18 protein-coding genes and 1 other RNA gene are annotated in these 25,012 nt (G+C 46.6%); 17 read left to right on the top strand and 2 right to left on the bottom strand.

The features are described from left to right. Position 1 precedes the first annotated feature (1 nt). Together D7D25_RS13655 and D7D25_RS18575 are read right to left on the bottom strand one after the other, a co-directional pair. Complete coding sequence (locus D7D25_RS13655) at positions 2-1,150, bottom strand: efflux RND transporter periplasmic adaptor subunit (protein WP_122969496.1); 1,149 nt, start codon at positions 1,148-1,150, stop codon at positions 2-4. 193 nt (positions 1,151-1,343) lie between these two features. Then, positions 1,344-1,511, bottom strand: a complete 168-nt coding sequence (locus D7D25_RS18575) for a DUF6051 family protein (RefSeq protein WP_255417314.1) — start codon at positions 1,509-1,511, stop codon at positions 1,344-1,346. A gap of 72 nt (positions 1,512-1,583) precedes the next feature. Here D7D25_RS18575 and rnpB point away from each other — a divergent pair. The 17 genes from rnpB (at position 1,584) to D7D25_RS13570 (ending at position 25,007) form a co-directional block, all read left to right on the top strand. Continuing rightward, positions 1,584-1,945: RNase P RNA component class A (gene rnpB, locus D7D25_RS13650), an RNA gene on the top strand. 310 nt (positions 1,946-2,255) lie between these two features. Further along, complete coding sequence (locus D7D25_RS13645) at positions 2,256-3,788, top strand: YihY/virulence factor BrkB family protein (RefSeq protein ID WP_122969495.1); 1,533 nt, start codon at positions 2,256-2,258, stop codon at positions 3,786-3,788. A gap of 75 nt (positions 3,789-3,863) precedes the next feature. After that, entirely contained in the window at positions 3,864-4,613 is a 750-nt protein-coding gene (locus D7D25_RS13640) for an ABC transporter permease (protein ID WP_122969494.1), read from the top strand. A gap of 12 nt (positions 4,614-4,625) precedes the next feature. Beyond that, on the top strand, positions 4,626-5,390 hold the full coding sequence (locus D7D25_RS13635; protein WP_122969493.1) for an ABC transporter ATP-binding protein: 765 nt from the start codon (positions 4,626-4,628) through the stop codon (positions 5,388-5,390). Positions 5,391-5,534: 144 nt separating this feature from the next. Then, positions 5,535-6,278 (top strand): Fe-S cluster assembly ATPase SufC, encoded by a 744-nt coding sequence (sufC, locus tag D7D25_RS13630; protein ID WP_122969521.1) that lies wholly within the window; start codon positions 5,535-5,537, stop codon positions 6,276-6,278. Between the two features lie 21 nt (positions 6,279-6,299). Then, a complete protein-coding gene (gene sufD, locus D7D25_RS13625) occupies positions 6,300-7,640 on the top strand; it encodes a Fe-S cluster assembly protein SufD (protein WP_122969492.1) in 1,341 nt (446 codons plus the stop codon). Positions 7,641-7,643: 3 nt separating this feature from the next. Next, positions 7,644-8,867 carry an aminotransferase class V-fold PLP-dependent enzyme gene (locus tag D7D25_RS13620; protein WP_122969491.1) on the top strand — a complete coding sequence of 408 codons (1,224 nt, stop codon included), beginning with the start codon at positions 7,644-7,646 and terminating at the stop codon, positions 8,865-8,867. A 79-nt stretch (positions 8,868-8,946) separates the two neighbouring features. Continuing rightward, a complete protein-coding gene (locus D7D25_RS13615) occupies positions 8,947-9,525 on the top strand; it encodes an RNA polymerase sigma-70 factor (RefSeq protein ID WP_122969490.1) in 579 nt (192 codons plus the stop codon). A 214-nt stretch (positions 9,526-9,739) separates the two neighbouring features. Beyond that, a complete protein-coding gene (locus D7D25_RS13610; RefSeq protein WP_122969489.1) occupies positions 9,740-10,723 on the top strand; it encodes a FecR family protein in 984 nt (327 codons plus the stop codon). A gap of 712 nt (positions 10,724-11,435) precedes the next feature. After that, a complete protein-coding gene (locus D7D25_RS13605) occupies positions 11,436-11,999 on the top strand; it encodes a hypothetical protein (protein WP_122969488.1) in 564 nt (187 codons plus the stop codon). Positions 12,000-12,023: 24 nt separating this feature from the next. Beyond that, positions 12,024-12,836, top strand: coding sequence for a molecular chaperone (locus tag D7D25_RS13600; RefSeq protein ID WP_122969487.1), 813 nt, complete (start codon positions 12,024-12,026; stop codon positions 12,834-12,836). After that, complete coding sequence (locus D7D25_RS13595) at positions 12,829-13,860, top strand: hypothetical protein (RefSeq protein WP_148038931.1); 1,032 nt, start codon at positions 12,829-12,831, stop codon at positions 13,858-13,860. The genes D7D25_RS13600 and D7D25_RS13595 overlap by 8 nt, the downstream gene beginning before the upstream one ends. 3 nt (positions 13,861-13,863) lie before the next feature. Next, on the top strand, positions 13,864-16,680 hold the full coding sequence (locus D7D25_RS13590; RefSeq protein WP_122969485.1) for a carboxypeptidase-like regulatory domain-containing protein: 2,817 nt from the start codon (positions 13,864-13,866) through the stop codon (positions 16,678-16,680). A gap of 317 nt (positions 16,681-16,997) precedes the next feature. Continuing rightward, positions 16,998-20,426, top strand: coding sequence for a TonB-dependent receptor (locus D7D25_RS13585; protein ID WP_255417313.1), 3,429 nt, complete (start codon positions 16,998-17,000; stop codon positions 20,424-20,426). Positions 20,427-20,445: 19 nt separating this feature from the next. Continuing rightward, a complete protein-coding gene (locus tag D7D25_RS13580; RefSeq protein WP_185140263.1) occupies positions 20,446-21,966 on the top strand; it encodes a RagB/SusD family nutrient uptake outer membrane protein in 1,521 nt (506 codons plus the stop codon). 15 nt (positions 21,967-21,981) lie between these two features. After that, positions 21,982-23,853: a hypothetical protein gene (locus D7D25_RS13575; RefSeq protein WP_122969520.1), complete on the top strand. Its 1,872-nt coding sequence runs from the start codon at positions 21,982-21,984 to the stop codon at positions 23,851-23,853. Between the two features lie 17 nt (positions 23,854-23,870). Further along, on the top strand, positions 23,871-25,007 hold the full coding sequence (locus D7D25_RS13570; protein ID WP_255417312.1) for a family 16 glycosylhydrolase: 1,137 nt from the start codon (positions 23,871-23,873) through the stop codon (positions 25,005-25,007). Positions 25,008-25,012 lie beyond the last annotated feature (5 nt).

Genomic DNA, 25,012 nt, shown 5'->3' with positions numbered 1-25,012 from the left:
ATTATTGTTGTGCGGTTTTTATTTTTCGTGCATTGCCCAGTGTGGCTATCCCGTCCACCACGATCCTGTCTCCTTCTGACAAGCCTGAGGTTACGGCATAATGCTTGCCATCGGGCAAAGGGAGTACCGATATAATTGTTTGTACGGTGGAGTCGTTTTCATTGGCCGAATCTTTCACCACTTTATAGAGTACCACTTTGTCCTGTTGGGTAAAAGTGGCTTTTTGGGGTATGACAAAGACATCATCCAGCTCTCTGGGAATGGATATTCTGCCACTGGCTCCGCTTCTGAGCGTTCCGTGCTTGTTAGGGAAAGTCGCGCGGAGGCTTACGGCGCCTGTCTGGGAATTGACAATGCCGGAAATGGCTGTTATTTTCCCTTTTTCGGGGTATATGCTCCCATCGGCCAGAAGGAGAGTGGCCTCGGGGATATTGTTTATTTTTTCGGCCTGGGTTTCTCCTTCAAGAGTCCCGAATAAGGAGGATAATGCTTTTTCATTCAGAGAGAAATAGGCATATGTGGTGTGGGTCTTTGAAATGGTGGTCAGTGTGGTTGCGTTGGTAACCATATTTCCGCTACGGTACGGGATTGATCCGGCTATTCCATCGATCGGGCTGGTGACAGTTGTCCAGCCGGAAGTGGCCTGCGCCGCTTTCAGTGCCACCTGAGCCTCACTGTAAGCCGCTTGTGCCGCAGTATAAGCGTTCTCGTAGGTTTGGAGCTGTACCCCGCTGACGATATTTTTTTGGGCAAGAGGGCGTATGCGTTCCACATTTAACCGCGCTGTGTTGAGGTTGGCGTTCGCACTCTCCACTGCTGCTTTTGCCGAGGCCAGGTCATGTTCGGAAGTAGGCGAATTAATGGAGAACAGCGCCTGCCCTTTTTTCACAACAGCGCCCTCTTCGATATATACCTTGTCGATATATCCGTTCACCCGCGGTTTGATCTCAGCATCTTCTTCCCCTCTCAGGGTAACGGGGAACACTGACTCCAGCATGGCAGTTTGCTTTGTAAGCTCCCGTACTGGATAAATCCTCGCTGATAAAGTGTGGGCGTCGTTTTTTGATCTCTCTCCGCAGGCGGTAGAGAATAGCATTATCAGAAGGGCCGACGAAATGAAATACCCGTTTTTTTTAATTGTATGACTCATAAATAATGGATGATTTTTACATCATAACAAATGGGGAATAACCCAATCTTAAAAGGAATGGGATGAATTCAATAACCCAAACCTTTTTGACGTGCAAAAAAAAGGATATTTTTCCGTTTTGACAAAAAAAATCGACAAACTGCATATCATGGCCAATGAACATTTTTTGTGTTATCGAGATGATAGAATGCGATCAATTGACCTTGGGCGGAAAGAACAGTGCCGAAAAGAAGCCTCTGCGAGCATTGTCACGCTCCCATAGGGGAGAGGCTTCGTTTCCAAAAATATGAATGTAGTACTCCTGCAGTTTTTCGAAAGCAGCTTTGTCCAGGATACTTCTGGAATTGGGATTCCACGCCAAATCATATTCTGAAATGTAAAAAAAGTGCGGGAATAGGGGTTAAATCACTAATTTCGTATTACTTTTGTGCTTGCAGCAGGTCGGTTTGTCGCTACGACACTCGTGTCGTGGAGGAAAGTCCGGGCAACACAGAGCACCATGCTTCCTAACGGGAAGGTGTCCGTGAGGGCAGATAAGCGTAACAGAAAATGACCGCCCCGGCTGATGTCGGGGTAAGGGTGAAAAGGTGAGGTAAGAGCTCACCGGACGCCGCAGTAATGCGGTGTGCCGTACGCATTATGGGTTGCAAGGCCATGTATATCGGATTTTTAGGGTTGCTCGCCCGATGCCGAGGGGTAGGCCGCTAAAGGAGAGTGGTGACATTTCTCCGTAGATAAATGACAAACATCCGATTCGTCGGTATACAGAACCCGGCTTATAGACCGGCTGCTTTTTTTTTTTTAGAACTATTTCGTTAAGCTAAAATTACGGTTAAGCGAGGGCAATGTCAACCTCCCTTGAAACATTGCAGAGGCCAAGTTATTTATCAAAATGTGCGGAAGATAAACTTGTTTATATTCTGCCATAGCGAGAATTGAAAATCGAGGAGCGAATGTGACTCAATTGAAAATCGAGGAGCGAATGTGACTCAATTGAAAATCGAGGAGTGGAGGCGACTCAATTGGGTATGGAGGAGCGGAGGCGACTCAATTGGGTATGGAGGAGCGAATGCGACTCAAATAGTCTAATGAAATTGAAAAAGTCATGGGCAAGAAAAGGAAAAGATATGAACCGGAAGAGGAAAAGCCCGGCAGGCTTGAACAGTTGAGGATCAAGATAAAGGAGTTGATCCGCTTCCTATCCTACGGTATCTGGCGCCAAAATCCAGAAACACTGTCCGGCAAAAGAAATATCCTGTACGATGCCATCAAGACGATTATGCTTACCGTCAGAAATGTGCAGGAATTGGATATCGCCGCGAGTGCCCGTTCACTCACTTACAGGACATTGCTCTCTATTGTGCCGCTACTGGCTATCATCTTTGCCATTGCCCGCGGCTTTGGCATCGAGAATATCATGGAGAGCAGCATCTTCAGTTTTATGCTGGGTAACAGGCCTTCTGAAGAGGTTGTGATTGCGGCACCGGAATCGGGAGGCGACAGCACGGTAGCCATTGTTACGGGGATGGGAGTTGTGGATACGATTCCAGCTATCTCACCGGCGATAACCGCTGAAGAAGAAGTTTCGGCAGAGGAACGGACACGGGAATTTCTCGACCTCCTGTTCCAGATTATTGATAATTCGCTCGAAGAAGCCAAGGGCGGAGGAGTATTTGCCGGAATTGGTATTTTACTGTTCCTCTACACGGTGCTGATCCTTTTCAACGATATAGAGAACAACCTGAACAAGATATGGCAGGTGAGCAAAGGGAGGGCGATCGGGCGCAAGATGACCGATTACACCGCCATGGTGCTCTTTATGCCGGTATTTTTTATTCTCGTCAATGCGCTCAATATTCTCAGCTACCCGCAAAACGATACGCTCAAGATCATCTATATCCTTTATCCTTTTATTCCCCGTTTATTGGATATTGTGCCTTTCGTGGTAATGATTTTGCTGTTCACCGCGCTCTACAAGTTCCTGCCCAATACAAAAGTGAAGTTCATGAATGCCCTGATCGCCGGGATTGTCGCCGGCATGGCATTCCAGTTCTTCCAGATGCTCTACCTGAGCGGACAGATGTGGATTACCCGCTATAACGCCATCTACGGTACGTTTGCCGCCATCCCTCTGATGCTGCTGTGGATACAGATGTCGTGGTTCATTGTGCTGATCGGGGCGGAGATCTCCTATGCGGCGCAGAACGTGCGGAAATTCTCATTCGAAAAGGAAACCCGTAATATCAGCCGGCGTTACAGAGACTTCTTCACATTGATGATCGCTTCGGAGATTGTACAGCGTTTTGCCGATGAAAAACCTCCCCTTACGGCTGATCAGATATCGGTCAGATGTAAGGTGCCGGGACGGCTTACCAACGATATTCTGGATCAATTGGTAGAGCTGAACATCATTTCGGTGACTCCCTGCGGAGGCGACGAACGTGTGCCGGCCTTTCAGCCTGCCATGGATATAAATCTGATTACCGTAGACCGGTTAATTTCCGAATTGGATGAACAGGGGTCGGAAGATTTTATGATCGATATCGACGGGATTTATCACGAGCACTGGAAAGCGTTGATGAACACGCGTATGGGGCTCCATGGCGGAAACGGTGATCTCCTGCTGAAAGATCTTTGAGCCCCCGCAGCAGATAAAAAATAAAATGATTATCTTTGCGAAGTATAGCAACAGGATACTTTTCGAACAGGCCACATGAGTTTTATAAGTTCCATAGAAGATGTAGGGGAATATGCGCTGCTGTTGAAAAAGGTGCTTACCATTCCGGACAGGATGAGTGAATTCATGAAAGAATTCATGAAAGGTGTCTTTTTTTTAGGAGTGAATTCTATCTGGATTGTAGTGATTATTTCTTTCTTCATCGGGGCTGTTATTGTGCTGCAGATCGCACTTAACATAGATTCTCCGATGCTACCCCGCTTTACGGTCGGTGTGGTTTCGCGTGAGATCATCCTGTTGGAGTTCTCCTCTACCATCATGTGTCTTATTCTGGCCGGCAAAGTGGGTTCGAATGTGGCTTCGGAAATAGGAACAATGCGTATTACCGAGCAGATCGACGCGTTAGATATTATGGGAGTGAATTCGGCCAATTATCTGATATTCCCCAAGATAGCTTCATTTGTGGCTTTTATGCCGGTATTGGTTGTTTTTAGTATGTTCACGGGGTTGTCTGGTGGATATATCATCTGCCTGGTTTTAGGAACTCCCTCGGTAGAGACTTATGTCTATGGTATTCAGGCTTTCTTCAGGGAGTCGTTTATCTGGTATTCGATATTCAAATCGATGTTATTCGGCTTTATTATCGCATCGGTTGCCGCCTATTTCGGATATACTGCCAAAGGAGGGGCATTGGAGGTGGGGCAGGCCAGCACCAATTCAGTGGTGATCAACAGCGTGCTGATATTGGTATGTGACTTGGTATTCACACAATTAGCATTGGGATAAAGAGATGCCGTTATGATAGAAGTGAAAAATCTCAGGAAAGAATTTGACGGCGAGGTTGTTCTCGACAATATCAATGCTTCCTTTCAAAATGGAATGGTCAATATGATCATTGGCAAGAGTGGCTCGGGAAAGACGGTGCTGTTGAAATGCCTTGTGGGGCTTATGGCCCCCACTTCGGGAGATATCCGGTATGACGGCAGGAATTTCGTGGGGCTCAAATCGAAAGAAGTACGCCGTTTACGCCGTGATATAGGGATGCTCTTTCAGGGAGCGGCACTCTTCGACTCGAGGACAGTACTGGAAAATGTGATGTTCCCCCTCGATATGTTTTCCCGCAAGAATCGGCGGGAACGCAAAAAACGGGCTGAGTTTTGCCTGGAAAGAGTGAATCTGCTGGAGGCTGCCCATCTTTATCCTTCTGAGATCAGTGGCGGTATGAAAAAGAGGGCGGCCATCGCGAGAGCCATTGCCCTGAACCCGAAATATCTCTTCTGTGATGAACCCAATTCCGGTCTCGATCCGAAGACATCACAACTTATCGATGAGCTGATCTTCGATCTGACAAAAGATTTTTCGATGACCACCATAGTGGTTTCGCACGACATGAATTCGGTGATCAACATTGGCGACAAAGTGATCTTCATCAATGAAGGAGTGAAAGAGTGGGAAGGAAATAAATCGGAAGTAATGGGAACCGACAACGAGAAGCTGAATGATTTCGTGTTCGCCTCCGACCTTTTCAAAAAGATCAAGGAAGCAGAAGAGGAGAAGGGATAAAGGATAAGGATAGAACAATTTCACGGTAAGAGTTGTTACTCCGTAGTTGAATAATGCGTATTGCACAAAATCATTATATAATAATCAGTTTTTTAAGCGGCCAGTTAAAATAGCCGCTTGTATATATTTATAAAATATCCGAATATGTTAAAGATAAAGAACCTGCATGCAGTTGTGGAAGAACAGGAGATATTGAAAGGGATTGATCTTGAAGTCAATGCCGGCGAAGTGCATGCGGTCATGGGACCGAACGGATCCGGAAAGAGCACCCTGGCTTCTGTGCTGGCAGGCAACCCGAAATTCGAAGTTACTCGCGGCAGTATTCTTTTTAAAGGAAAGGAACTGTTGGAGATGGAACCCGAAGACAGGGCACGTGAGGGGATATTCCTCAGTTTCCAATATCCGGTGGAGATTCCCGGTGTGAGTATGGTTAACTTTATGCGCGCGGCGGTCAATGAACAACGGAAATACAGGAGGGAGGAGCCGATATCGGCCACCGATTTCTTGAAGTTGATGCGTGATAAACGGGATTTACTGGGTATGGACAGTCAGTTGGTAAGCCGTTCGGTGAACGAAGGTTTCTCTGGAGGTGAAAAGAAAAAAAACGAGATCTTTCAGATGGCGATGATCAATCCCCTGTTGTCCATCCTCGACGAGACCGATTCCGGACTCGATATCGATGCCCTGAGAGTGGTTGCTGCCGGTGTAAACAAGCTGCAGACCAAAGAAAACGCTACTATCCTTATCACGCACTATCAACGTCTGTTGGAATATATCAAACCTGATTTCGTACATGTGTTATACGCAGGTAAAATTATTAAATCCGGCGGACCGGAACTTGCGTTGGAACTTGAAAAGAAAGGATACGACTGGCTGATAAAGTCATAACCCCGTAACCCCTGAATAAAAATGATTGAACAACAATATATAGATCTGTTTAGGCAGTATCGCGGTGAATTGGACGCCAATTCCACGGAAGGACTGAACAGGCACCGGGATAGAGCTTTCGATATATTCACACAGATAGGGTTTCCCTCTTCAAAACAGGAAGACTACAAGCATTCGAACATAATGCGCTGTTTTGATGCGGATTTGGGATTGAACCTGCGCAATATTCCCATTCCGGTCAATCCTTATGATGCTTTCAAATGTGACGTCCCCAACCTCTCCACACATACCTTTTTTCTTATTAACGACAGATATTACGACAAGGCAGGGCAAACGGAGGGTCTGCCCGATGGCGTTTTCGCGGGTAGTTTACAGCAATTCGCAAAAGAGTATCCCACACAGTTTGATATGCATTATGCCCGGATTGCCGACATGCATAAGAACGGCATAGTGGCTTATAACACCATGTTCGCCCAGGATGGTTTTGTGGTGTATGTCCCTAAAAATGTGGAGGTTGAAAAACCGTTGCAGTTGATCAATATCCTGCGCGGCGGTGTGGATCTGAATGTGAACCGCAGAATCCTGATCATCGCGGAGGAGAACGCCCATGTGAAATTGCTTGTTTGTGACCATGCCGTGGATGATGTCCACTTCGTGGTGACCCAGGTGACGGAAATCGTTGCCGGTCCTTCGGCACAGGTTGATTTTTACGAACTTGAAGAGAATTCTGAAAAAGTAACCCGGTTGAGCAATCTCTTTAGTGAACAAAAAGAGAATTCCAATGTGGTTACCAGCGGCATCACACTTCACAATGGTTATACCCGTAATAACTACCGGTTTCGCTTGTTAGGCGAGCACGCCGAAGCGCATGCGGGGGGATTGGCGATCTGCGATAAAACACAGCATATCGACAACTTTGCTTTTCTCGATCACGCGGTACCCAATTGTACCAGCAATGAGCTGTTTAAGAATGTGTTGAAGGATAAGGCGACCGGTGTTTTCTGCGGGAAGATATTGGTGGAGAAAGATGCGCAGAAAACACAGGCATATCAAACCAATCGGAACCTGGTTTCGACCGACACTGCGCAGATGTTCTCAAAGCCGCAGCTTGAGATATATGCCGATGATGTGAAATGTTCCCATGGGCTTACCACCGGGCAACTTGATGAGGATGCCCTGTTTTATATGCGTGCCCGTGGTATCGACAAGGAAGAGGCCCGCCTCTTGCTTATGGTGGCATTCACCCGCGACGTGATAGATATGATCCGTATTCCCACGTTGCAGGAGCGCCTGATCACCCTTATCGACAAGCGTTTCCGCGGAGAACTGATGCGTTGTGGGAACTGTGCTGTTTGTAAATGAAAAGTGAAAGAACTCGATATACATAAGATACGTGCCGATTTCCCTATACTTTCGCGTGAAGTGTACGGGAAGCCCCTGGTCTATTTTGATAATGCTGCTACCACGCAAAAGCCGCAGTGTGTCATGGATAAGATCAACGAGATGTACGCCACTGTGAACGCCAATGTGCACAGGGGTGTGCATTTTCTTAGCCAGGCGGCGACCGATGAGCATGAAGCTTCAAGAAGGACGGTTCAGGAATTTATTAACGCCGCGTCTTCCAATGAAATCGTTTTCACCCGAGGTGCCACCGAGTCGATCAATCTGGTGGCGTCATCATTTTGCAGGGACTTCTGCCGGAAAGGCGACGAGCTGGTGATCACAGCCATGGAGCACCATTCCAATATTGTTCCCTGGCAGTTGCAATGTGATTATTACGGATTGAAACTGGAAGTGGTGCCAATCAATGCCGAGGGTGAGCTGATCATGGATGAATTGGAGAAAAAGATCACCTCCCGTACCAAACTGATTGCGGTTACCCATATCTCCAATGTGCTGGGAACGGTCAATCCGATAGATCGGATCGTGGAGACAGCCCACCGGCATGATATCCCCGTGCTGGTCGATGCGGCGCAAAGTGTGCAGCACCGGAAAGTGGACGTGCGCGAGATCGATTGCGATTTCTTGGTTTTCTCCTCACATAAAGTGTATGGGCCTACCGGTGTGGGTGTATTATATGGAAAGGAGAAATGGCTTGACGCACTCTCCCCTTACCAGGGCGGGGGAGAGATGATCTCGAGTGTCTCATTTCAGAAAACCACTTTCAACAGCCTGCCATTCAAGTTTGAAGCGGGTACTCCCGATTTTGTGGGCACGGCGGCATTGGCTTCGGCCTTGCGCTATATTACTTCTATAGGACTGGAGAATATAGATATTTATGAGCGCGAGTTGCTCCGGTACGCTACCGGCAAGCTGCTTGCCGTATCGGGATTGCGAATCCTGGGTAATGCCGCTGATAAGAGCAGCGTAATCTCTTTTCTGGTGGATGGTGTCCATCCCTACGATATGGGTACCCTGCTGGATAAAATGGGGATCGCGGTCCGTACCGGACACCACTGTGCCGAGCCGTTGATGCGGGAATTGGGTGTGGAGGGCACTGTCCGTGCTTCTTTTGCCTTTTATAATACCAAAGAGGAAATAGATGTGCTCATACGCGGCATTCAAAGGATTGTTGAAATGTTTCGATAATAATAGGTTGATCCGCTGACTGATTCTACTAATCATCCAATCGTTAGATCATCAAATCAACCAATCCAGTAAAGACTATATGCAAAAAGAGTTCCGGGGTAAGGAGAGAAATGAAGATCACGCTTTATTCATCTTGTTAAAAAAGAGGGATAAAGAGGCTTTCTCCATGATATATCAAAAGTATCACCGGTATCTCTATTCATTGGCGCTGAAATACCTCAAGAGTGTGCAAATGGCGGAAGATGCCGTACAGCATGTGTTCGTGAAATTGTGGGAATCCACTGCGGATATTCACATAGAGATCAACTTGAAGAATTATCTCTATACGATGACAAAGAATTATATTCTGAATATGATCCGCGATCATAAGGAGGCAGTATCTCTTAACTATGTCAATGCGCAGATCGATTTTCCCGCGCATGAGGATGTTTTGAGGGAGGTGGAAGAGAAGCAGATGCATGAAATGCTTTATAAATGTATAGAACAACTTCCGCCTCAGAAAAAAGAAATCTGTATGAGGAAACTGAAGACATCCGACAGTAATCAGGAGATTGCCGATAAGATGGGGATATCGGTTCATACTGTCAAGTCCCATTATCAGGAATCTTTAAAAATATTACGATCCTATTTTCAGCAGATTAAGATGCTCTTATTATAAAAACAGGAAACGAAACTCATTTCTTTTGCCCGGATATGTGTCTATATGGTAGAAAGAGGGAAATTGATTTAATTGGCAATTACGAATTGCGAATAACCAATGGATCGATGCGACACAAGTCCGAGATCCCAAATTTTTCACTTTCATTTTTCATTTTTCATTTTTCATTTTTAATTTAATAAGTCTTGGTTCTTGACTCTAAAGTCGTTATTAAATGCAATCATCGGACAAAAATATTATTAACAGGGTTATAGCCGAATCGGCTTCGAAAGAGGAGGCTGTGGAGGTGGTCGATTGGTTCTCTTCCACGGTCGAGGGACAGCAATGCCTGTCGGATATGCTCGATAGAGATGCTTATCTGATGGAGAATGAAGCTAACCTTGGTGAATCATTTACCCCATTACAGTCCGATCTCCTGTACAAAAGGATCGACAGGAACATCTACCAAAACCGCCTCAGGAAAAATCTACTCAAAGTGGTTGCCGTTCTTTTGCCCATATTGCTTCTTTGTGGATTGGGTTTTTACCTGAACAGGCAGACCGATCTTTTCTCCGGAACAACCTATACCGAAGTATATGTTCCTAAAGGAGAAGATGCGCGGATCTTTTTCCAGGACGGTACGGAGGTATTCCTTAACGCAGATACAAAGATCCGTTATCCGAACAGGTTCGGATTACGGAAAAGGGAAATCTATCTCGAAGGAGAGGCCTATTTTAATGTGGCTTCCAATCGCGGCAGACCCTTTGTGGTGCGCGCCCAGCATACCGAGACAGAGGTGGTAGGTACCTCTTTCAATGTAAGAGCCTATGGCAATAGCAACACTATAGAAGTAGTGCTGGATGAGGGGAGAACCGCTTTTCACGTGCATCAAAACAGTTACCCCATGTTGCCGGGACAAAAAATAGAATATGACAAGTCGACCGGGAGAATAACTTTGCGGAATCTTATCAATCCCTCCAATGCTTCATTATGGAAAAAGAATGTGCTCCATTTCTATGATACCCCGCTTGCTGAAGTGATGAAAGAGCTGGAGAGACGATTTGACGTGCAATTTCAGGTGCAAGATGCAGCAGCATTGAATTATAGTTACACCCTCACGACCAGGCAACCCGGTATTGAAAATGTGCTGAAGGAGCTTCAGAAAATATCCCCGGTGAAATTTGTTGTCGAGGGCGATACGGTGACTGTTTCTATTTAATCTTTTCGCAAACCCCGCAGGACTGGTGTCTGACTCCACTGGATTCCCCGTTTGTTCATTCTTCTTGTTTCCCTTACTATAAACCCTTAACATGTATCACTATGCGACTTATCTGTTGCCCAATAGGATGTCTTGTAAAAAACTGACACACATCTGATGATTTGTGATATTAATCGTTAAAAAATGGACGGGGTGCTTTTCATGTAATTTAAACAACCTTTTTGGAATAAGTTTATTACGGATGATTAACCTTGGCTAAAACTACTCGATAAGTGCTATGTATGTTAAATAAATGAAAAATAATGTCCTTTTTTTGTTATTCTGAAAAGTCGACGTACCTTTGACTCACTTTCTTGAGTGAATATGATGTAATATGTCTGTTGAATAAAGGATGGATTATTCATGGCACAGAGAGTGAAAATAAGTGGGCATACAAAAATCATCTTCACTGACTCGTATTAAGGATATCTGCACATTCACCCTGCAGGATTCGATATCCGGATCACAAAAAAGATTATTTTACAAGTAGTTTAATAGGTGAAAACCCGAAAAAAATTGCACGGCAATGATTTCCGGATTTTTGTCTTATTATCTGTCGGATTCAGTTGTCTGTAAAGCATAATAAAATGCCTTTATATATAAATTCATGGCATGGTCGGCCGGTAAACAGACCAAAGATAAAGAAATAAACACTTTATAAATCAATTCAAAAATGAGAACTAAAAACTTTCTTTCAATCGCCGCTTTGATCATTTGCGGCTTGGCATGTGTGAACAATGTGAAAGCAGAAGGTCCGTCGAATGCGGATAATGTGACCGTGAATATCCGGTTTAACCCAATTCAGACAATTGTTGTTAATCCGAGTCAGAAAACAGTAAATCTCGTGTACGAAACAAAAGATCATTATGCGAGTGGTGTCTCTTCCGAGCAAAAGGATCATTTGACTGTGTTCAGTACCGGAGGATTTGAGGTAAATGTGAAATCGAACGGGGAGTTTAAGAGAGGTGACGGAGTGGAGGTTATATCGGCCGGTGACGTGAAGATTTTAGCATCACTTGGCACAAATACCGCGGTGGGTGAGTTTAATGAACAAGCTTTAACGACGGGGGACACCCCTATAATTACAGCATCGAAGGGGGGAAGTGTGCTCAATTACAATGTAAAGTACGATAACACTGCCGCCGGCGCCTCATACCAGTACATCAACAGATATATCCATGATGATGCCGAATCAGTGTATACAGCACAGGTGACCTACACTATAGTATCAAAATAAAGTATGAGTCAAATATTCTAATCGATGAGATATCTGTTAGTACGCTCTTTTTTACTATTCGCCGGACTTTTTTTCATAATTCCTTCCACCCTCTTTTCACAGGTAGGGATTTCGGTGTCCCCGCCGCGGCTATATTATAGTCTGGACGCGGGAGAGACAGGATCACAGAAAGTGCTGGTCAGCAATGTCAGTAAAGATCATCCGCTCAATTTCTCCCTTACAATGGGGGATTGGGAATACGACAGTCATGGTGGCAACCTTATGTTCCCACCCGATTCACTGGATAATTCCTGTGCCGGCTGGCTAAGCCTGACTGGTGGCATGTATATGACCCTTGGGCCGGGAGAAAGCCGGGAGATCGATCTGACTATGACCATACCTGCCGAAATAGACCGTGACGCGAATGTGCAGACCGCCATGCTGTTTGTAACGCAGATGAATCCCGTGGAGGGCGTGGACACGCGGGGGGCAGCCATCAAGATCAATGTCCGCCAGGGAATAAAAATATACCGTAAAGGCAACGCTCCGGAAATAAAGAAAGTGGAAATTGAGAATCTGGCATACGATAGGGAAACCAATTCGCTGATGCTCTTATTCAGCAACTTAGGTAATATTTGGATTAACGGCCGGGCGAGCGCCAACCTGTTCAACCAGGATGACGGCAAAGAATTGAACATAGAAGCGGCCGATTTTTATACGATGCCCGGTGACCGCCGCATCATGCAGATTCCTCTCCGGCACGAGCTGGAGAAAGGAAGATATACCGCCACCGTGATGCTCGATTGCGGTGACCGCACCACGATAGAAGCCGCGGAGCTGCTGTTCACTCATGAGTAGGCTATTCATATACATAGAATTTCTTTTTCTCTTATTCCATCTATCGGCATACGGGCAGGTGAATCTGGCCTGGCAGGGGGGATCCGACTATCTTAGCGTGGGTTCCTATTCAGGTGCGGTGTCACAAGCGGATGTTGCCAGGTTGAAAATCAGCGGGAATGGGAATATTACTTTCGGGAACTGGAAATTATCCGCCCGGATAGTAAACTACCCGGTTGTATACGGAGGGAATGAATTTCCCGCGGACAAAATAAGTTTCTCCCCCACAGCGACATCCGGCAATTTGAAACCGGGGCCCGCCCCCGGCGTTACTCAGGTGGGAATGCCTTTATCCGTTCCATTTCAAAACGGACCGAATGAAGTCTATCTTGTTCCCAATTCCAATGCCCCCATCATAAACAAGAGCCCCATTCAAAATGATTATTTTGAGTTTATTATGGGATTTAATCTGACGGTCGCTCCCGGCAGCTATTTGAATTCCCTGCAGGCATGGAAAGAGTATCCGTTCCAGATAGAATATACGCTGTACGATAAAAATAACATACCCATAGCCCGGCTGCAACATGCTTTTAAGATACAGGTAGCCAGTCTGGGTAATCCTCCTCCTGAAGAGAAACGGTACACCATCCGGGTTTCAACGGAAGCTTCTAACGGACTGCTGGAATTTAAAACGATGGCGGATCATATCAACGGCAAAAGTGTTACTTATGCCGACGGATTATCTGTTTCGGCCACTACTGCCTATCAGGTTACGGTAAGATCCGTATCCTCCCATTTCTCCTCCTCCGCCGGCAATACCTTACCGTTGGATGTTGTTCGCCTGCAATTAAGCGGAGGAAGCGGAAACAGGTATTCCCGTACGCTTTCCGCAGGCACCCAGACCATACTGGAAGGAACCTCTACCGGGGGCACACCTGTGAATTTTGATATTACCTATTTTACCGAAGCGAATGATTCGCGCCTGTTCAATGTTCCTCCCGAACAATACGAGACATCGCTCACATATGAAATTTCTCCCCGATAGCCAATGTGGCGCAATAGGAAAAAGCTCCCCCTCACAGGATTATTGCTCATCAGCCTTTATCCTTTCCACGGAATAAAGGCACAATCTGTGGCGGAAGAACCGGTCGGCTTGGAGATACGGGAGTGTTCGGTCAATGCGCAGGTTATAAGCCATATCCTGAAGATAACCAATCGGTCGGAACAGATATTCACAGGAACTGTCCTGTTGGATCCACTCTCCGAACTCCGTTCCCTGTCACTGGGTGAACGTGAGATCTCTGTTGCTCCGGATGACAGTGTTTTTGTCGCTTACCGTCTAATTGCAGGCAGGGATGTCGGCGCGGGAAAAAAGACTATCCGGTATATCCTTGTCAATGCGAAAAAAGAAAGGGTGCTGGCCCGGGAAACCCACATCAATATTGAAGAGCGGGAGCAGATATTTTTCATGACAGATGACACCCCGCTGATGATAACCCGTCAGGAGGATTCGGTGCGGGTGCATGTGGCGGTGAATAACAGCGGAAACACATATCAGGAGGTGACATTGGTGTTTAACGTTCCCAACCTGCGGGAGGCACCTGCTTTCACGGAGATGAAAATCACCATGGCGCCAATGGAACAGAAACGGTTTACCCACAGCTTTATTCCCAGTGGCAATCTCCTTTCGTCGGCACAGTTTTCGGTGCATGTCACTGCCATGAAGGGGAAGGACAAAATGATTTTTGGGAGCAAGACCGTTACCGTGCAGAATGTTTTTACGGTAAGGAGGTATGTGGATACCCATCCCGCCCGTGGTTTGTATCCCGGACAGGGATTGGCCGACAATTCAGTCACATTGAGCTGCCGGCAGTACAATGCCACTTCGAATATGGTGCAATTGCAGGGTGGGGGATATATGAACCTGCCTTCCGGCTATCTTCACCTGAAAGGGAATATCTACAAATACAATTCCGGTCATACACCCATGATTACCAATACCTCGCTGATGTATAAGTTTGAGGAGAATGAATTCACCATTGGCAACGTGAGCGAACAGGCGGAATTGCCGCTATTTGGCCGGGGCGGAAAAGCAATGTTGTCGACTGCCGACAGGGGAAAAACGCTCACTTTCGGGGCGGTCGATCAGAATTTTAACCTGATAGGTTCACAGCCATGGTTTACCGAGTATTACTCGTTTTACATGCAAGGCGCGTTGGGAGCCAATAATCCAGACAGGGGTATGGAAGCGACCTATATCTACCAGAAAAACCCTTATGAAAAAGCCATATATAATGTGGGGGGCCTTCAGTGGAGAAGCTTGTTAGGAAGGAATTGGAGCATCCACCTGGAGGCGCATGGGGCATTGGGCAGCTATGAGAACCTGCCGGAGGGTAAATTCTCCGGCGCGGCTGAACTTCGTTACAGGGGCAATCTCCCTTTCGGAGTCGTTTTGGACGGATCGGGTTATTACAGCGACGGATATTTTCCAGGAAGCAGAAAAGGAACTCTCTCCTTCACGCAGGGAGTCAACAAGAGATTGTCTGAAAACACCTATGTCAGCGGCAGTATTGGTTACAACAGAACGGCGCCCCAATCATACTCCTACACCCACACTTACCGTTCGGAAAACAGTTATGGAAATATCATGCTTTCATTGCCAAAATTGGGGAGAGTAACCTCGTCGCTCTATTACCGGCATCAAGGTGAAAGTTCCCCCTCATACGCTTCCTTGCTCGATGAAACAACTGTTTCAGGGAATGTGAGAATGACTTCTCATCGCATGGGGTGGCAAGCGCGATGGCAAAGTCCCAATGCGAGGCACTCCCTCTTCGGCACACTGGAGGCGGGGTTTTTTGCCGATCCTTTGGAAGGTGGTCCTTCGGGACAGGCAAAAACAACCCTGAATTACTCATTCCGGGAAGTGATGATAGACGCCTCATACCAGAAAGGAGCTTGCTATCTCTATGAATATATGATGGCGAGGCAACAGCATAAGGGGTTCAACCGGTTTGCCTCTTCGGTTTCCATCAATAAAAAAATTTCTAAAAAATTATCTTTCTCCTCAGGTGTCAACTTCAGCCATGATGTGTGTCAGGGCAGCGTGCCGTCGGCGAACCTCACTGCAAACTTTTTCGCGAAAGATAATAGGGCTTTTTTTATGAACGCTTATTGGTACAGACACAGGTTTGTCAATCACAGTGATATGTTCCACGTGCAGGTGGGGGTGACATGGAATTTCAGCAAATCGCAGCCGATGAAGGGGCGGAAGAGCAAGGTAGTCGCTCAAGTCTATTACGACCATAATGCCAATAACCGCTATGATGACGGAGATGAGCCGGCCGGAGACTATCTGCTGAGCATTGATAACAAAGCCTTTATTTCTGACAAAGAAGGCACGGTACGCTACTCGCGGGTACCCTACGGCGAGTATGTGGTGAGTCCGCTGCAGGCGGGGCGCTGGTGCTTCGACCGGGAGAAAATCACTGTCAACAGTGCCGGAACGGTGATCAATATTCCCCTCAAACAAAGCGGTACATTACAGGGAAGGGTCGGTTATATCAGCGACGAGAATAGTGTGGAGATTCTGCCCAGGTATGAAGGCCATCGATTTATGGTAATGGATGCCGGCGGAGCGGTCGTTCAAACCGTTGTCACCGATGCCGACGGAAAATTCACCACTTTCCTGCCCATGGGAACCTACACCATTACCCTCGATGCCAAAACGTTGCCTGAACACTCCCAGTGTAAAGATTATAGCCGCGCTTTCACCATCGAAGCCGGTAAAACCACAGTGCTCGATCTTTTTCAGATCGAAGTGAAAGAGAGGAAAATTAATATAAAACGCTTCTTCGCCTCCGATTGACCGATATGATGTTCATATGTTTCGGATATTGTGCCTGTTCTCCTTCGACCCTTTTCTGCGGAGCATGGTGACTTTTTGTCATTATCATTATCTCTTTCCTGTTTTTTGCGTTTTTCTTGTCGTTTTGTTAAATTTTTATTTTTTACTCATCCTTTTTCTTTTCCCCGGTGTCTACTATAAAGAAGCGATAACAAGCATTCAAAAGTGTTAAATCAGTATCTGTGGTAAAAAATAGAGAGCACAGATAAATTATAGTGATGTGAAAAATTTTTAATGTCTAATTTTTAATAGGTGAACAAACCATGGGAAAAATTCCAATGAAAAGGCGATGGATGATTCTGATGTCGCTCTTTGTGCTGAGCACCGTAATCAGTTCGGCACAAAAAGTGAACCTGAATTTCAGCCAAACAAATCTGAGAACCGTACTGGAAAGTATCACCCGACAGACAGACTACACCCTGGCCTTTAGCAAGGAAGCGGTGGATCTGAATGATGCGGTGACGATCAGGGTGACCGATACCGATCTAACGCAGGTGTTGGATCAGTTGTTTACACCCCGTAATATCGGTTACGAGCTGAGAGACAACAAAATTTATATTTTTGATAAGTCGACGGCCGCAACAACTGAAACAACGCAGGCTCCGCAACAGGAAATACGTCTGAGCGGGCGGGTGACTGATGAAAATGGTGATCCGGTCATCGGCGCCAACATTTCCGTTCCGGAAACTACAATCGGCACCGTCACGGATATAGATGGGAATTATGCGTTATCAGTACCGAGAGGAGCTATCCTTCGGGTATCTTATATCGGCTATCTGGAACAACAATTCACTATTGCCAATCAAACCGTGCTTAACGTGCAACTGCGGGAAGATAACGAAATGCTCGATGAACTGGTGGTAATCGGCTATGGGGTACAGCGCAAGAGCGTGGTCACGGCCGCTATCGGTCGTGTCACTGCCGATGATCTCGCCTTTACGGCTCCCGTCAGGGTGGATAATGCGTTGAAAGGGCTTACGGCAGGGGTCACCGTTACTTCCGCTTCCGGTCAGCCCGGTGACGCGGCAAAGGTGCGTGTGCGTGGTATCGGAACCATTAATGATTCCAATCCCGTTTATATTGTGGACGGCATGCCGATCGACGGAGGTATAGATTACCTTAACCCAAATGATATTGAATCCATAGAAGTATTGAAAGATGCCGCTTCGGGAGCTATTTACGGCACGCGCGCCGCGAATGGTGTTATTCTTGTCACCACGAAAAAGGGAAAAGAGGGAAAAGTGAGTTTTACCTATGATTTCTCCTATGGGATGCAAAGCCCTTGGAAAGAAAGGGAAGTGCTGAATGCCACCGAATATGCCATATTAATGAATGAAGGCAGGCTAAACGGGGGAAACTCGCCCTTGTATGCCGATCCTTATTCTTTTGGGGAGGGGACAAACTGGCAGAAGGAAGTTTTCAATTATAACGCACCGTTAGTCCAGCATCAGTTCAGCGCGAGCGGTACCACGCAACGGCTCAACTATTACCTGTCGGCAGGTTATTACTCGCAGGAAGGTATTGTCGGTGGAAATTTCGACCGCTCCAATTACAAACGTCTCGCGTTACGTTCCAACAACACGTACGTGCTCATGGATACCAAGAACGAACGTAACTGGTTAAATAATGTCACTTTTGGCGCCAATCTGGCCTATTCGCGCATCCAGTCGCAAGGTATCACCACTAATTCCGAGTATGGTTCGCCTTTGGGCAGCGCTCTGGCTTTCTCGCCTATCCTCGGAATTTATGAAGAAGACGAGGATGCCGTATTCGAAAGATATGCCAACGTGACGAAGTTTAGTCCCGTACGCGATAAAAATAACGGACGAATCTATACCATTGCCGGCTCAGACTATAATGAAATTGTCAATCCGTTGGCCGCGCTGACCTTACCGGGCGAGAAGGGGAATGCCGACAAGTTTATTGCCAATTTCTGGGGCGAACTCACCATTTGGGATAACCTGAAATTCCGGTCGTCGTTCGGGACGGATCTGTCATTCTGGGGAACCGATGGTTGGACTCCCGTGTATTACCTGGGACAATCCAATAAGGCTGAAAAATCATCCGTGTGGTCGCAGATGAACCGTTCTTTAGTATGGCAGTTAGAAAACACATTGTCTTACGATAAGGCTGTCGGACTGCATAATATGGCTGTGCTGTTGGGACAATCGGCAAAGAAAACCGGCGGGCGCCAATTGGGTGGCAGCAATTACTATATGGTGGAAGAAAATCCCAACAAGGCGAATATCAACTTCACGACCGGTACCGCTGCCAACGGCGACATGTCGGTTTACGGAGGCGCTACCAATCCTCATGCCCTGGCTTCTTATTTCGCGCGGTTAAGCTACAACTACGCCGAGCGTTACATGTTTCAGGCAACTGTTCGCCGCGACGGTTCTTCCCGGTTTGGAACCAACAATCCTTGGGCCACCTTTCCCTCCTTCTCGCTGGGATGGAATATTATGAACGAAGAGTTTGCGCAAAACCGTCCCGATTGGCTGAACAGCACAAAACTACGGTTTTCATGGGGTAAAAACGGTAACGAAAACCTCGATGACTTCCGTTATGTGGCGCTTACCCAAACCGGAAATAACTATTTCTTCGGCACAGGAGATGCCATCCGACTGCTCAACGGTACCAAACCAAACGGACTGGCAAACAGAGACCTGCGTTGGGAACAATCCATACAGACCAATATCGGTGTTGACTTCGGATTGCTTGGAAATGCATTGACCTTCAGTGGTGATTATTACAAGAAAATTACGGACGGTATGTTGATGGTAATGCCCATCCCTTCTTATGTGGGTGAATCCAAACCCTGGGGTAACGTCGGTGAAATGGAAAACTCCGGCTTTGAATTCGAAACAAGCTATAGATTCAAGGTATCCGATTTTAACTTCCGTATCGGGGGGAATGCTACCTACCTGAAAAATAAACTCATTAAATTGGGTAACGAAACCGGATTCGAAAATTACGACAATTACCAGAACGTGGGAACTGTATCGAGAGCCGAAAACGGCCAACCGTTCCCTTTCTTCTACGGGTATAAAACCAACGGTATTTTTCAGAACTTGGATGAAATCAACAGTTATACCCATACCGATGCCGATGGAAATGTGTCTTTGATACAGCCTAAAGCGATGCCGGGCGATGTGCGGTTCGTCGATATAAACGGCGATGGTAAAATTGATGATAACGACAAGACCAAAATCGGTAAAGGGATGCCCGACTGGACATTTGGGTTGCATTTTTCTGTTGCATGGAAAGATTTTGATTTCAACATGATGTGGCAGGGTACACAAGGAAACGATATTTTTGATGCGACGCGCCGTACCGATATCGCTTATATCAACCTGCCTTCGTATATGTTGGAGCGATGGACGGGCGAAGGGACTTCCAACCGTATTCCGCGTTTCACCTTTACCGATGATAATAACAATTGGCTCTCCTCCGATTTGTACGTGAAAGACGGTTCGTATTGGCGGTTGAAGAACATACAGTTGGGATACACCCTCCCGAGAGAGATGACGAAAAATCTCCTGATTTCAAGCTTGCGCCTTTTTGTAGCAGCTGAAAACCTGCTGACTTTTACCAGGTATGAAGGGTTTGATCCTGAAATATCCGCCGGAGGCACACAGATCGGTATCGACCGGGGTATATATCCTCAGGCAAGAACGTATACATTCGGGTTAAATTTAAATTTTTAATTGCTAATCAGGCTATCGTATGAAAAAATATATTTTAATTTTAATAAGTTGCATACTGTTGGGTCTGACGGGAACATCCTGTACGACTGATTTTCTGGATGTAGAATCGCCCGACAAGGTTTTTGTCGACGAATATTATAATTCGGATGCAAGGATCTTTGAAGCTCTCGTTGCCGCATACGACCCATTAAAATGGTTTGACTATGCCTGGGGGCAATATACGCATATCGGTTTGGTCTCAGATGTGATGGCTGATGACGTTTACGTCGGGGGAGCCGATGAAAATGACTGTATTTATTTGCACCGTATGTTTAACTACAACGCTTTGCCCACCTCTGTGGTAAGTGATCTTTGGACAACATTCTATTCCGGTGTAAACCGTTCGAATGTTGTAATGGAAAACATTGAAAATGTAATCGATATTTCTAACGAGAATAAGGCTCTTTATACGGCCGAGGCAAAAGTATTGCGTTCGTTCTATTATACGTGGTTGTGGAAATTGTGGGGCAATATTCCCTATTATGAACAGAATCTCGCGTTCCCTTATATACATGAGCAAAGCACTGCCGATGATGTGTACAATGGTATAATAACATCATTGGAAGATGCGATCGATAACGGGGGATTACCCATGCGTACAACGGCCCAATGGTATGGACGCGTGTCGAAAGCCATGGCGTATATGCTCTATACTGAAGTGGTAATGTACCAACAGGACGAAAGCAGATACTCCAAAGCGCTGAGCTATATGGAAGAGATCATCGCTTCCGGCAGCTACGCGCTCGTGGACGATTTCGCTTCCATCTGGGAAGAAGCCGGGGAATGGAATCCCGAGTCGATTTTCGAGATCAATTATGTTTCCACTGCCGGTAAACGCGCTTGGGACAATGCGACTGGCGCGGGTGGTTCAATTTATCCGAAATTTATAGGCATAAACAATCTGGGCGGCAGTCCCGATTATGAGGGCGGATGGGGATTTGAACCGGTTCGGGTGGAAACTTACGAAATGTATGATGAAGCCGATGAACGTCGCGATGGCGGCATCCTTAATTTCGCCCACTATGCCCTCTCCACCGGTGCTACTTACTCAGGACGTTATCAGGATACCGGATATTTCTTAAGGAAATACCTGCCCCGGGTGGGTGGGAATGCGGGACATGCTGCCGTTGCCGATATGAACTACAATAACAATTTCCGTGTTTACAGATATGCGGAAACATTATTGTACGCATCCGAGCTTTTAGTCCGCGGTATTTCAGGTAAAGGAACGGCACAGAACTATTTAAACGAAGTACGCGGCAGGGCGGGATTGGGAAACATTCCTGCCACGCTGGACAACATCATGCAGGAGCGACGGTTGGAATTTGTGGGCGAAGGAAAACGTTACTGGGATCTGGTGCGTACCGGTAAAGCGACCACCGTGCTTGTTCCCGATGGCCAGTACCGCACAAACTCATGGACAACCAATAAAAAACACCTCCCCATTCCTCAAAATGAGATTGATGCGGCGCAAGGCACGTTAACTCAGAATAACTATTAATAAAATAGAATGATTATGAAAAATATATATGGCTATATCAGGGCTACCCTCTTGATGGCGGCGATGGCTTTTTGCCTGGCAGACTGTTCACCGGACGGTTTTACATCGCCGAACGAGTCTGGCATCCCCCTGGCCGCGGATATTGACGTGAATATCACTGTCGACCAGGAAATCAACCAGGTAACGTTCACATTGAATAACAGGGCCGCGTATCCGGTATGGATCTTTGAGGAACAAAGTAAAACCACCTATTCCACAGTGAACGGCCTTACCAAAATTTACAGCACTGCCGGCACCTACACGGTAGAGATCAAGATCGGGAATGCAAACGGTATCAGCGATGGCTCTATCATCAGGACGTTTACGATCGACAACACGATGGTGGACTTTGACAAGTACATTACATTCCTTGCCGGGGCTGAAAGCAAAACATGGTCAATTGCTGCCAGCGAACCCGCGCACTTGGCTTGTGGAGAATCGGGAACCGACGGGACGGGTTGGTGGAGCGCATCGCCTAACGAGAAAGCAGCATGGGGGCTTTATGACGATATACTTACCTTTACGACGGGCATGGGCTATACCTATCATCCGGGTGCGGGAGGCACAGTGTATGTGAATACCGGTTGTTCCCTGTTCAGCGAGTATAATACCAACGACGGGAACGACTTTATGGCGGCCGTTCCGGAACAGGTAACCACCTATGGTTTTGTGGCGGAAGGAAACGACATTTACCTGACGTTCCCGGCGCACACGCTCTTCCCTTATATCGCCAACGACGATATTTACAATACTCCGAAATATAAACTGGCAGGTATTTCACCTACCAAAATAGAGCTGATTTCGGACAACGGATCCATTGCCTGGCATTATATCCTGACAAGCGGTGAAGAAACAAAACCGGGCGGTTATGATCCGGATAGTGACTGCAACATGTGGAAGAGCGCAACGTTCACCAACGAGTTTTACTATGCCCCGGGTTGGAGCCAGATAGATAATCCCGGCTTTGCCGACAACGCTAATTCTTATCAGATTACCTTGCCCGAGGCCACTTCCGACCAGTGGCAGGCGCAAGTGAAATTTCTAACCGACCTGTCGACGAATGCGGCGACGAATTATGATTTTTCGACTATCTTCAATTCCACCAAGGATCACAACAATGTGACGGTAAAGCTGGTTAAGACGGGAGACGACGGAGTGTATTACTTTCAGGAAAGTATTTCACTGAAAGCATATCAAGATTATACCTTTATTCAGACAGATATGGCCGGCATTGACATGGAGAAGGTGAGCCTTGTGCTCGACTTTGGCGGTAATGCGGCAGAAACGGTCGTTACTGTCAGTCGTATTGTATTGAAAGAGCATAGTTGCGACGACGGCACCGTCATCGAAGAACCTGAAGAAGATGATGTGAACTGGTTGCCGGACTCCGACTGCAATATGTGGAAGTCGGTTAACTATACCAACTTCTTTTATTATGCACCGGGCTGGAACCAGATAGCAGACCCCGGTTTCGTGGCTGACGGCAACTCATACAAGATTACGTTGTCCCAAGAAACATTTGCCCAATGGCAGGCACAGGTGCATTTCAAAACTGACAATATTGCCACCAGCGCCGCGCATAAGTACGATTTCCGCTGTATCCTTAATTCAAACAAGGATATCAGGTCGGTAACTGTCAAACTCACCAAAGTCGATGACGACAACACATTCTTCTTCACCAAGAATATTGATCTTACAGCATATGAGGATTATGTGTTTAAGATGCCCGCTATGGATGGAGTTGAGATTGATAAGATAAATTTGGTATTTGACTTTGGAGGGAATCCGGCGAATGCCGAAGTCACCGTCAGCAGCATTATCCTGAAAGAATCCGAATGCAACGAATAAAATAATGAATCTATAGCATGGTGCGGCATCATGGTTTTGCCGCGCATGCTTTTAATTATATGATTATGAGTGAAATGAAGTTGTTGTTTTTGTCGTTACTTGTGCTTGCCATAGTCTGTTGCAGTAGTAAAGACAGCGAAATTGAAGCAAGTGGGAGCGTTACTTGCTCTCCCACCCAAATTTATGCGGGTCATGGCAAGGAGACCTCCACCATTGATGTTACGGCTGACCGCGAGTGGGCTGCTTATAGTAATGACGATTGGATAACCTGCAGTCCGACGGGTTCCGTCAATACTACCGGGACGGTAACAGTAACCATTGCCGCCAACACCAGTACTTCAGCGCGCGAAGGTGCGGTTGTCGTTAAAGCGGGAACCCGGCGGGTCAGTATTCCGGTAGAACAGGAAGGCAAACCGGTGCCCAATGTCGAGGCTCCGGAAGGTTATACCCTGGTGTGGAACGATGAGTTCGATGAAGGCGACCGGCCCAATGCCTCAGAATGGTGGTACGAAACCGGTGGTGGAGGCTGGGGAAATGGAGAATTGCAGCACTATGTCAGCGGTGATAAAGATGGGGAGCGATTGGCTGTGGTAAAAAACGGTATTCTCACCATCACTGCGAAAAAAATAGGCGGGACGGTTTATTCTATCCGTATGAATACCGATAAAAGCTGGACATACGGTTATTTTGAGGCACGCCTGAAACTCCCGGCTGGGAGAGGTACCTGGCCCGCTTTCTGGATGATGCCGAAAAATTTCACCGCTTGGCCCGATGACGGTGAGATCGATATTATGGAATATGTGGGTTATGAGCCCAATGTCGTGCATTCTACCGTACATACCAAAGCATACAATCATACGAATCAAACACAGAAAGGCGCATCCAGAACCATACAGAATGCTTCAACCCAATTCCATGTCTATGCTACTGAATGGACTCCCGATTATATCAAAGGGTTTGTGGATGGAGTTGAATATTTCCACTTTCCCAATGATAAGGCCGGGAAGAAAGATACATGGCCTTTTTTCAATCCATTCTATCTGAAGCTTAATCTGGCTTGGGGCGGATCCTGGGGGGGCGCCCAAGGGGTGGATGAATCGGCATTGCCTGCCTCCTATGAAATTGATTACGTAAGAGTATATCAGAAAAAGTGAAGAAT

Source organism: Proteiniphilum sp. X52 (assembly GCF_003712195.1).
GTDB lineage: Bacteria > Bacteroidota > Bacteroidia > Bacteroidales > Dysgonomonadaceae > Proteiniphilum.
The sequence above is the reverse complement of the archived record's forward strand: the minus strand, read 5'-3'. Positions and strand labels throughout refer to the sequence as shown.

What these genes read in the sequence shown, in the direction of transcription:
- D7D25_RS13645 (WP_122969495.1), top strand. Translation starts at nt 2,256, where the DNA reads ATGGGCAAGAAAAGGAAAAGATATGAACCGGAAGAGGAAAAGCCCGGC.
- D7D25_RS13615 (WP_122969490.1), top strand. Translation starts at nt 8,947, where the DNA reads ATGCAAAAAGAGTTCCGGGGTAAGGAGAGAAATGAAGATCACGCTTTA.
- D7D25_RS13610 (WP_122969489.1), top strand. Translation starts at nt 9,740, where the DNA reads ATGCAATCATCGGACAAAAATATTATTAACAGGGTTATAGCCGAATCG.
- D7D25_RS13595 (WP_148038931.1), top strand. Translation starts at nt 12,829, where the DNA reads ATGAGTAGGCTATTCATATACATAGAATTTCTTTTTCTCTTATTCCAT.
- D7D25_RS13590 (WP_122969485.1), top strand. Translation starts at nt 13,864, where the DNA reads ATGTGGCGCAATAGGAAAAAGCTCCCCCTCACAGGATTATTGCTCATC.
- D7D25_RS13585 (WP_255417313.1), top strand. Translation starts at nt 16,998, where the DNA reads ATGAAAAGGCGATGGATGATTCTGATGTCGCTCTTTGTGCTGAGCACC.
- D7D25_RS13600 (WP_122969487.1), top strand. Translation starts at nt 12,024, where the DNA reads ATGAGATATCTGTTAGTACGCTCTTTTTTACTATTCGCCGGACTTTTT.
- D7D25_RS13580 (WP_185140263.1), top strand. Translation starts at nt 20,446, where the DNA reads ATGAAAAAATATATTTTAATTTTAATAAGTTGCATACTGTTGGGTCTG.
- D7D25_RS13570 (WP_255417312.1), top strand. Translation starts at nt 23,871, where the DNA reads ATGGTGCGGCATCATGGTTTTGCCGCGCATGCTTTTAATTATATGATT.
- sufD (WP_122969492.1), top strand. Translation starts at nt 6,300, where the DNA reads ATGATTGAACAACAATATATAGATCTGTTTAGGCAGTATCGCGGTGAA.
- D7D25_RS13575 (WP_122969520.1), top strand. Translation starts at nt 21,982, where the DNA reads ATGAAAAATATATATGGCTATATCAGGGCTACCCTCTTGATGGCGGCG.
- D7D25_RS13635 (WP_122969493.1), top strand. Translation starts at nt 4,626, where the DNA reads ATGATAGAAGTGAAAAATCTCAGGAAAGAATTTGACGGCGAGGTTGTT.
- D7D25_RS13605 (WP_122969488.1), top strand. Translation starts at nt 11,436, where the DNA reads ATGAGAACTAAAAACTTTCTTTCAATCGCCGCTTTGATCATTTGCGGC.
- D7D25_RS13655 (WP_122969496.1), bottom strand. Translation starts at nt 1,150, where the DNA reads ATGAGTCATACAATTAAAAAAAACGGGTATTTCATTTCGTCGGCCCTT.
- sufC (WP_122969521.1), top strand. Translation starts at nt 5,535, where the DNA reads ATGTTAAAGATAAAGAACCTGCATGCAGTTGTGGAAGAACAGGAGATA.
- D7D25_RS13640 (WP_122969494.1), top strand. Translation starts at nt 3,864, where the DNA reads ATGAGTTTTATAAGTTCCATAGAAGATGTAGGGGAATATGCGCTGCTG.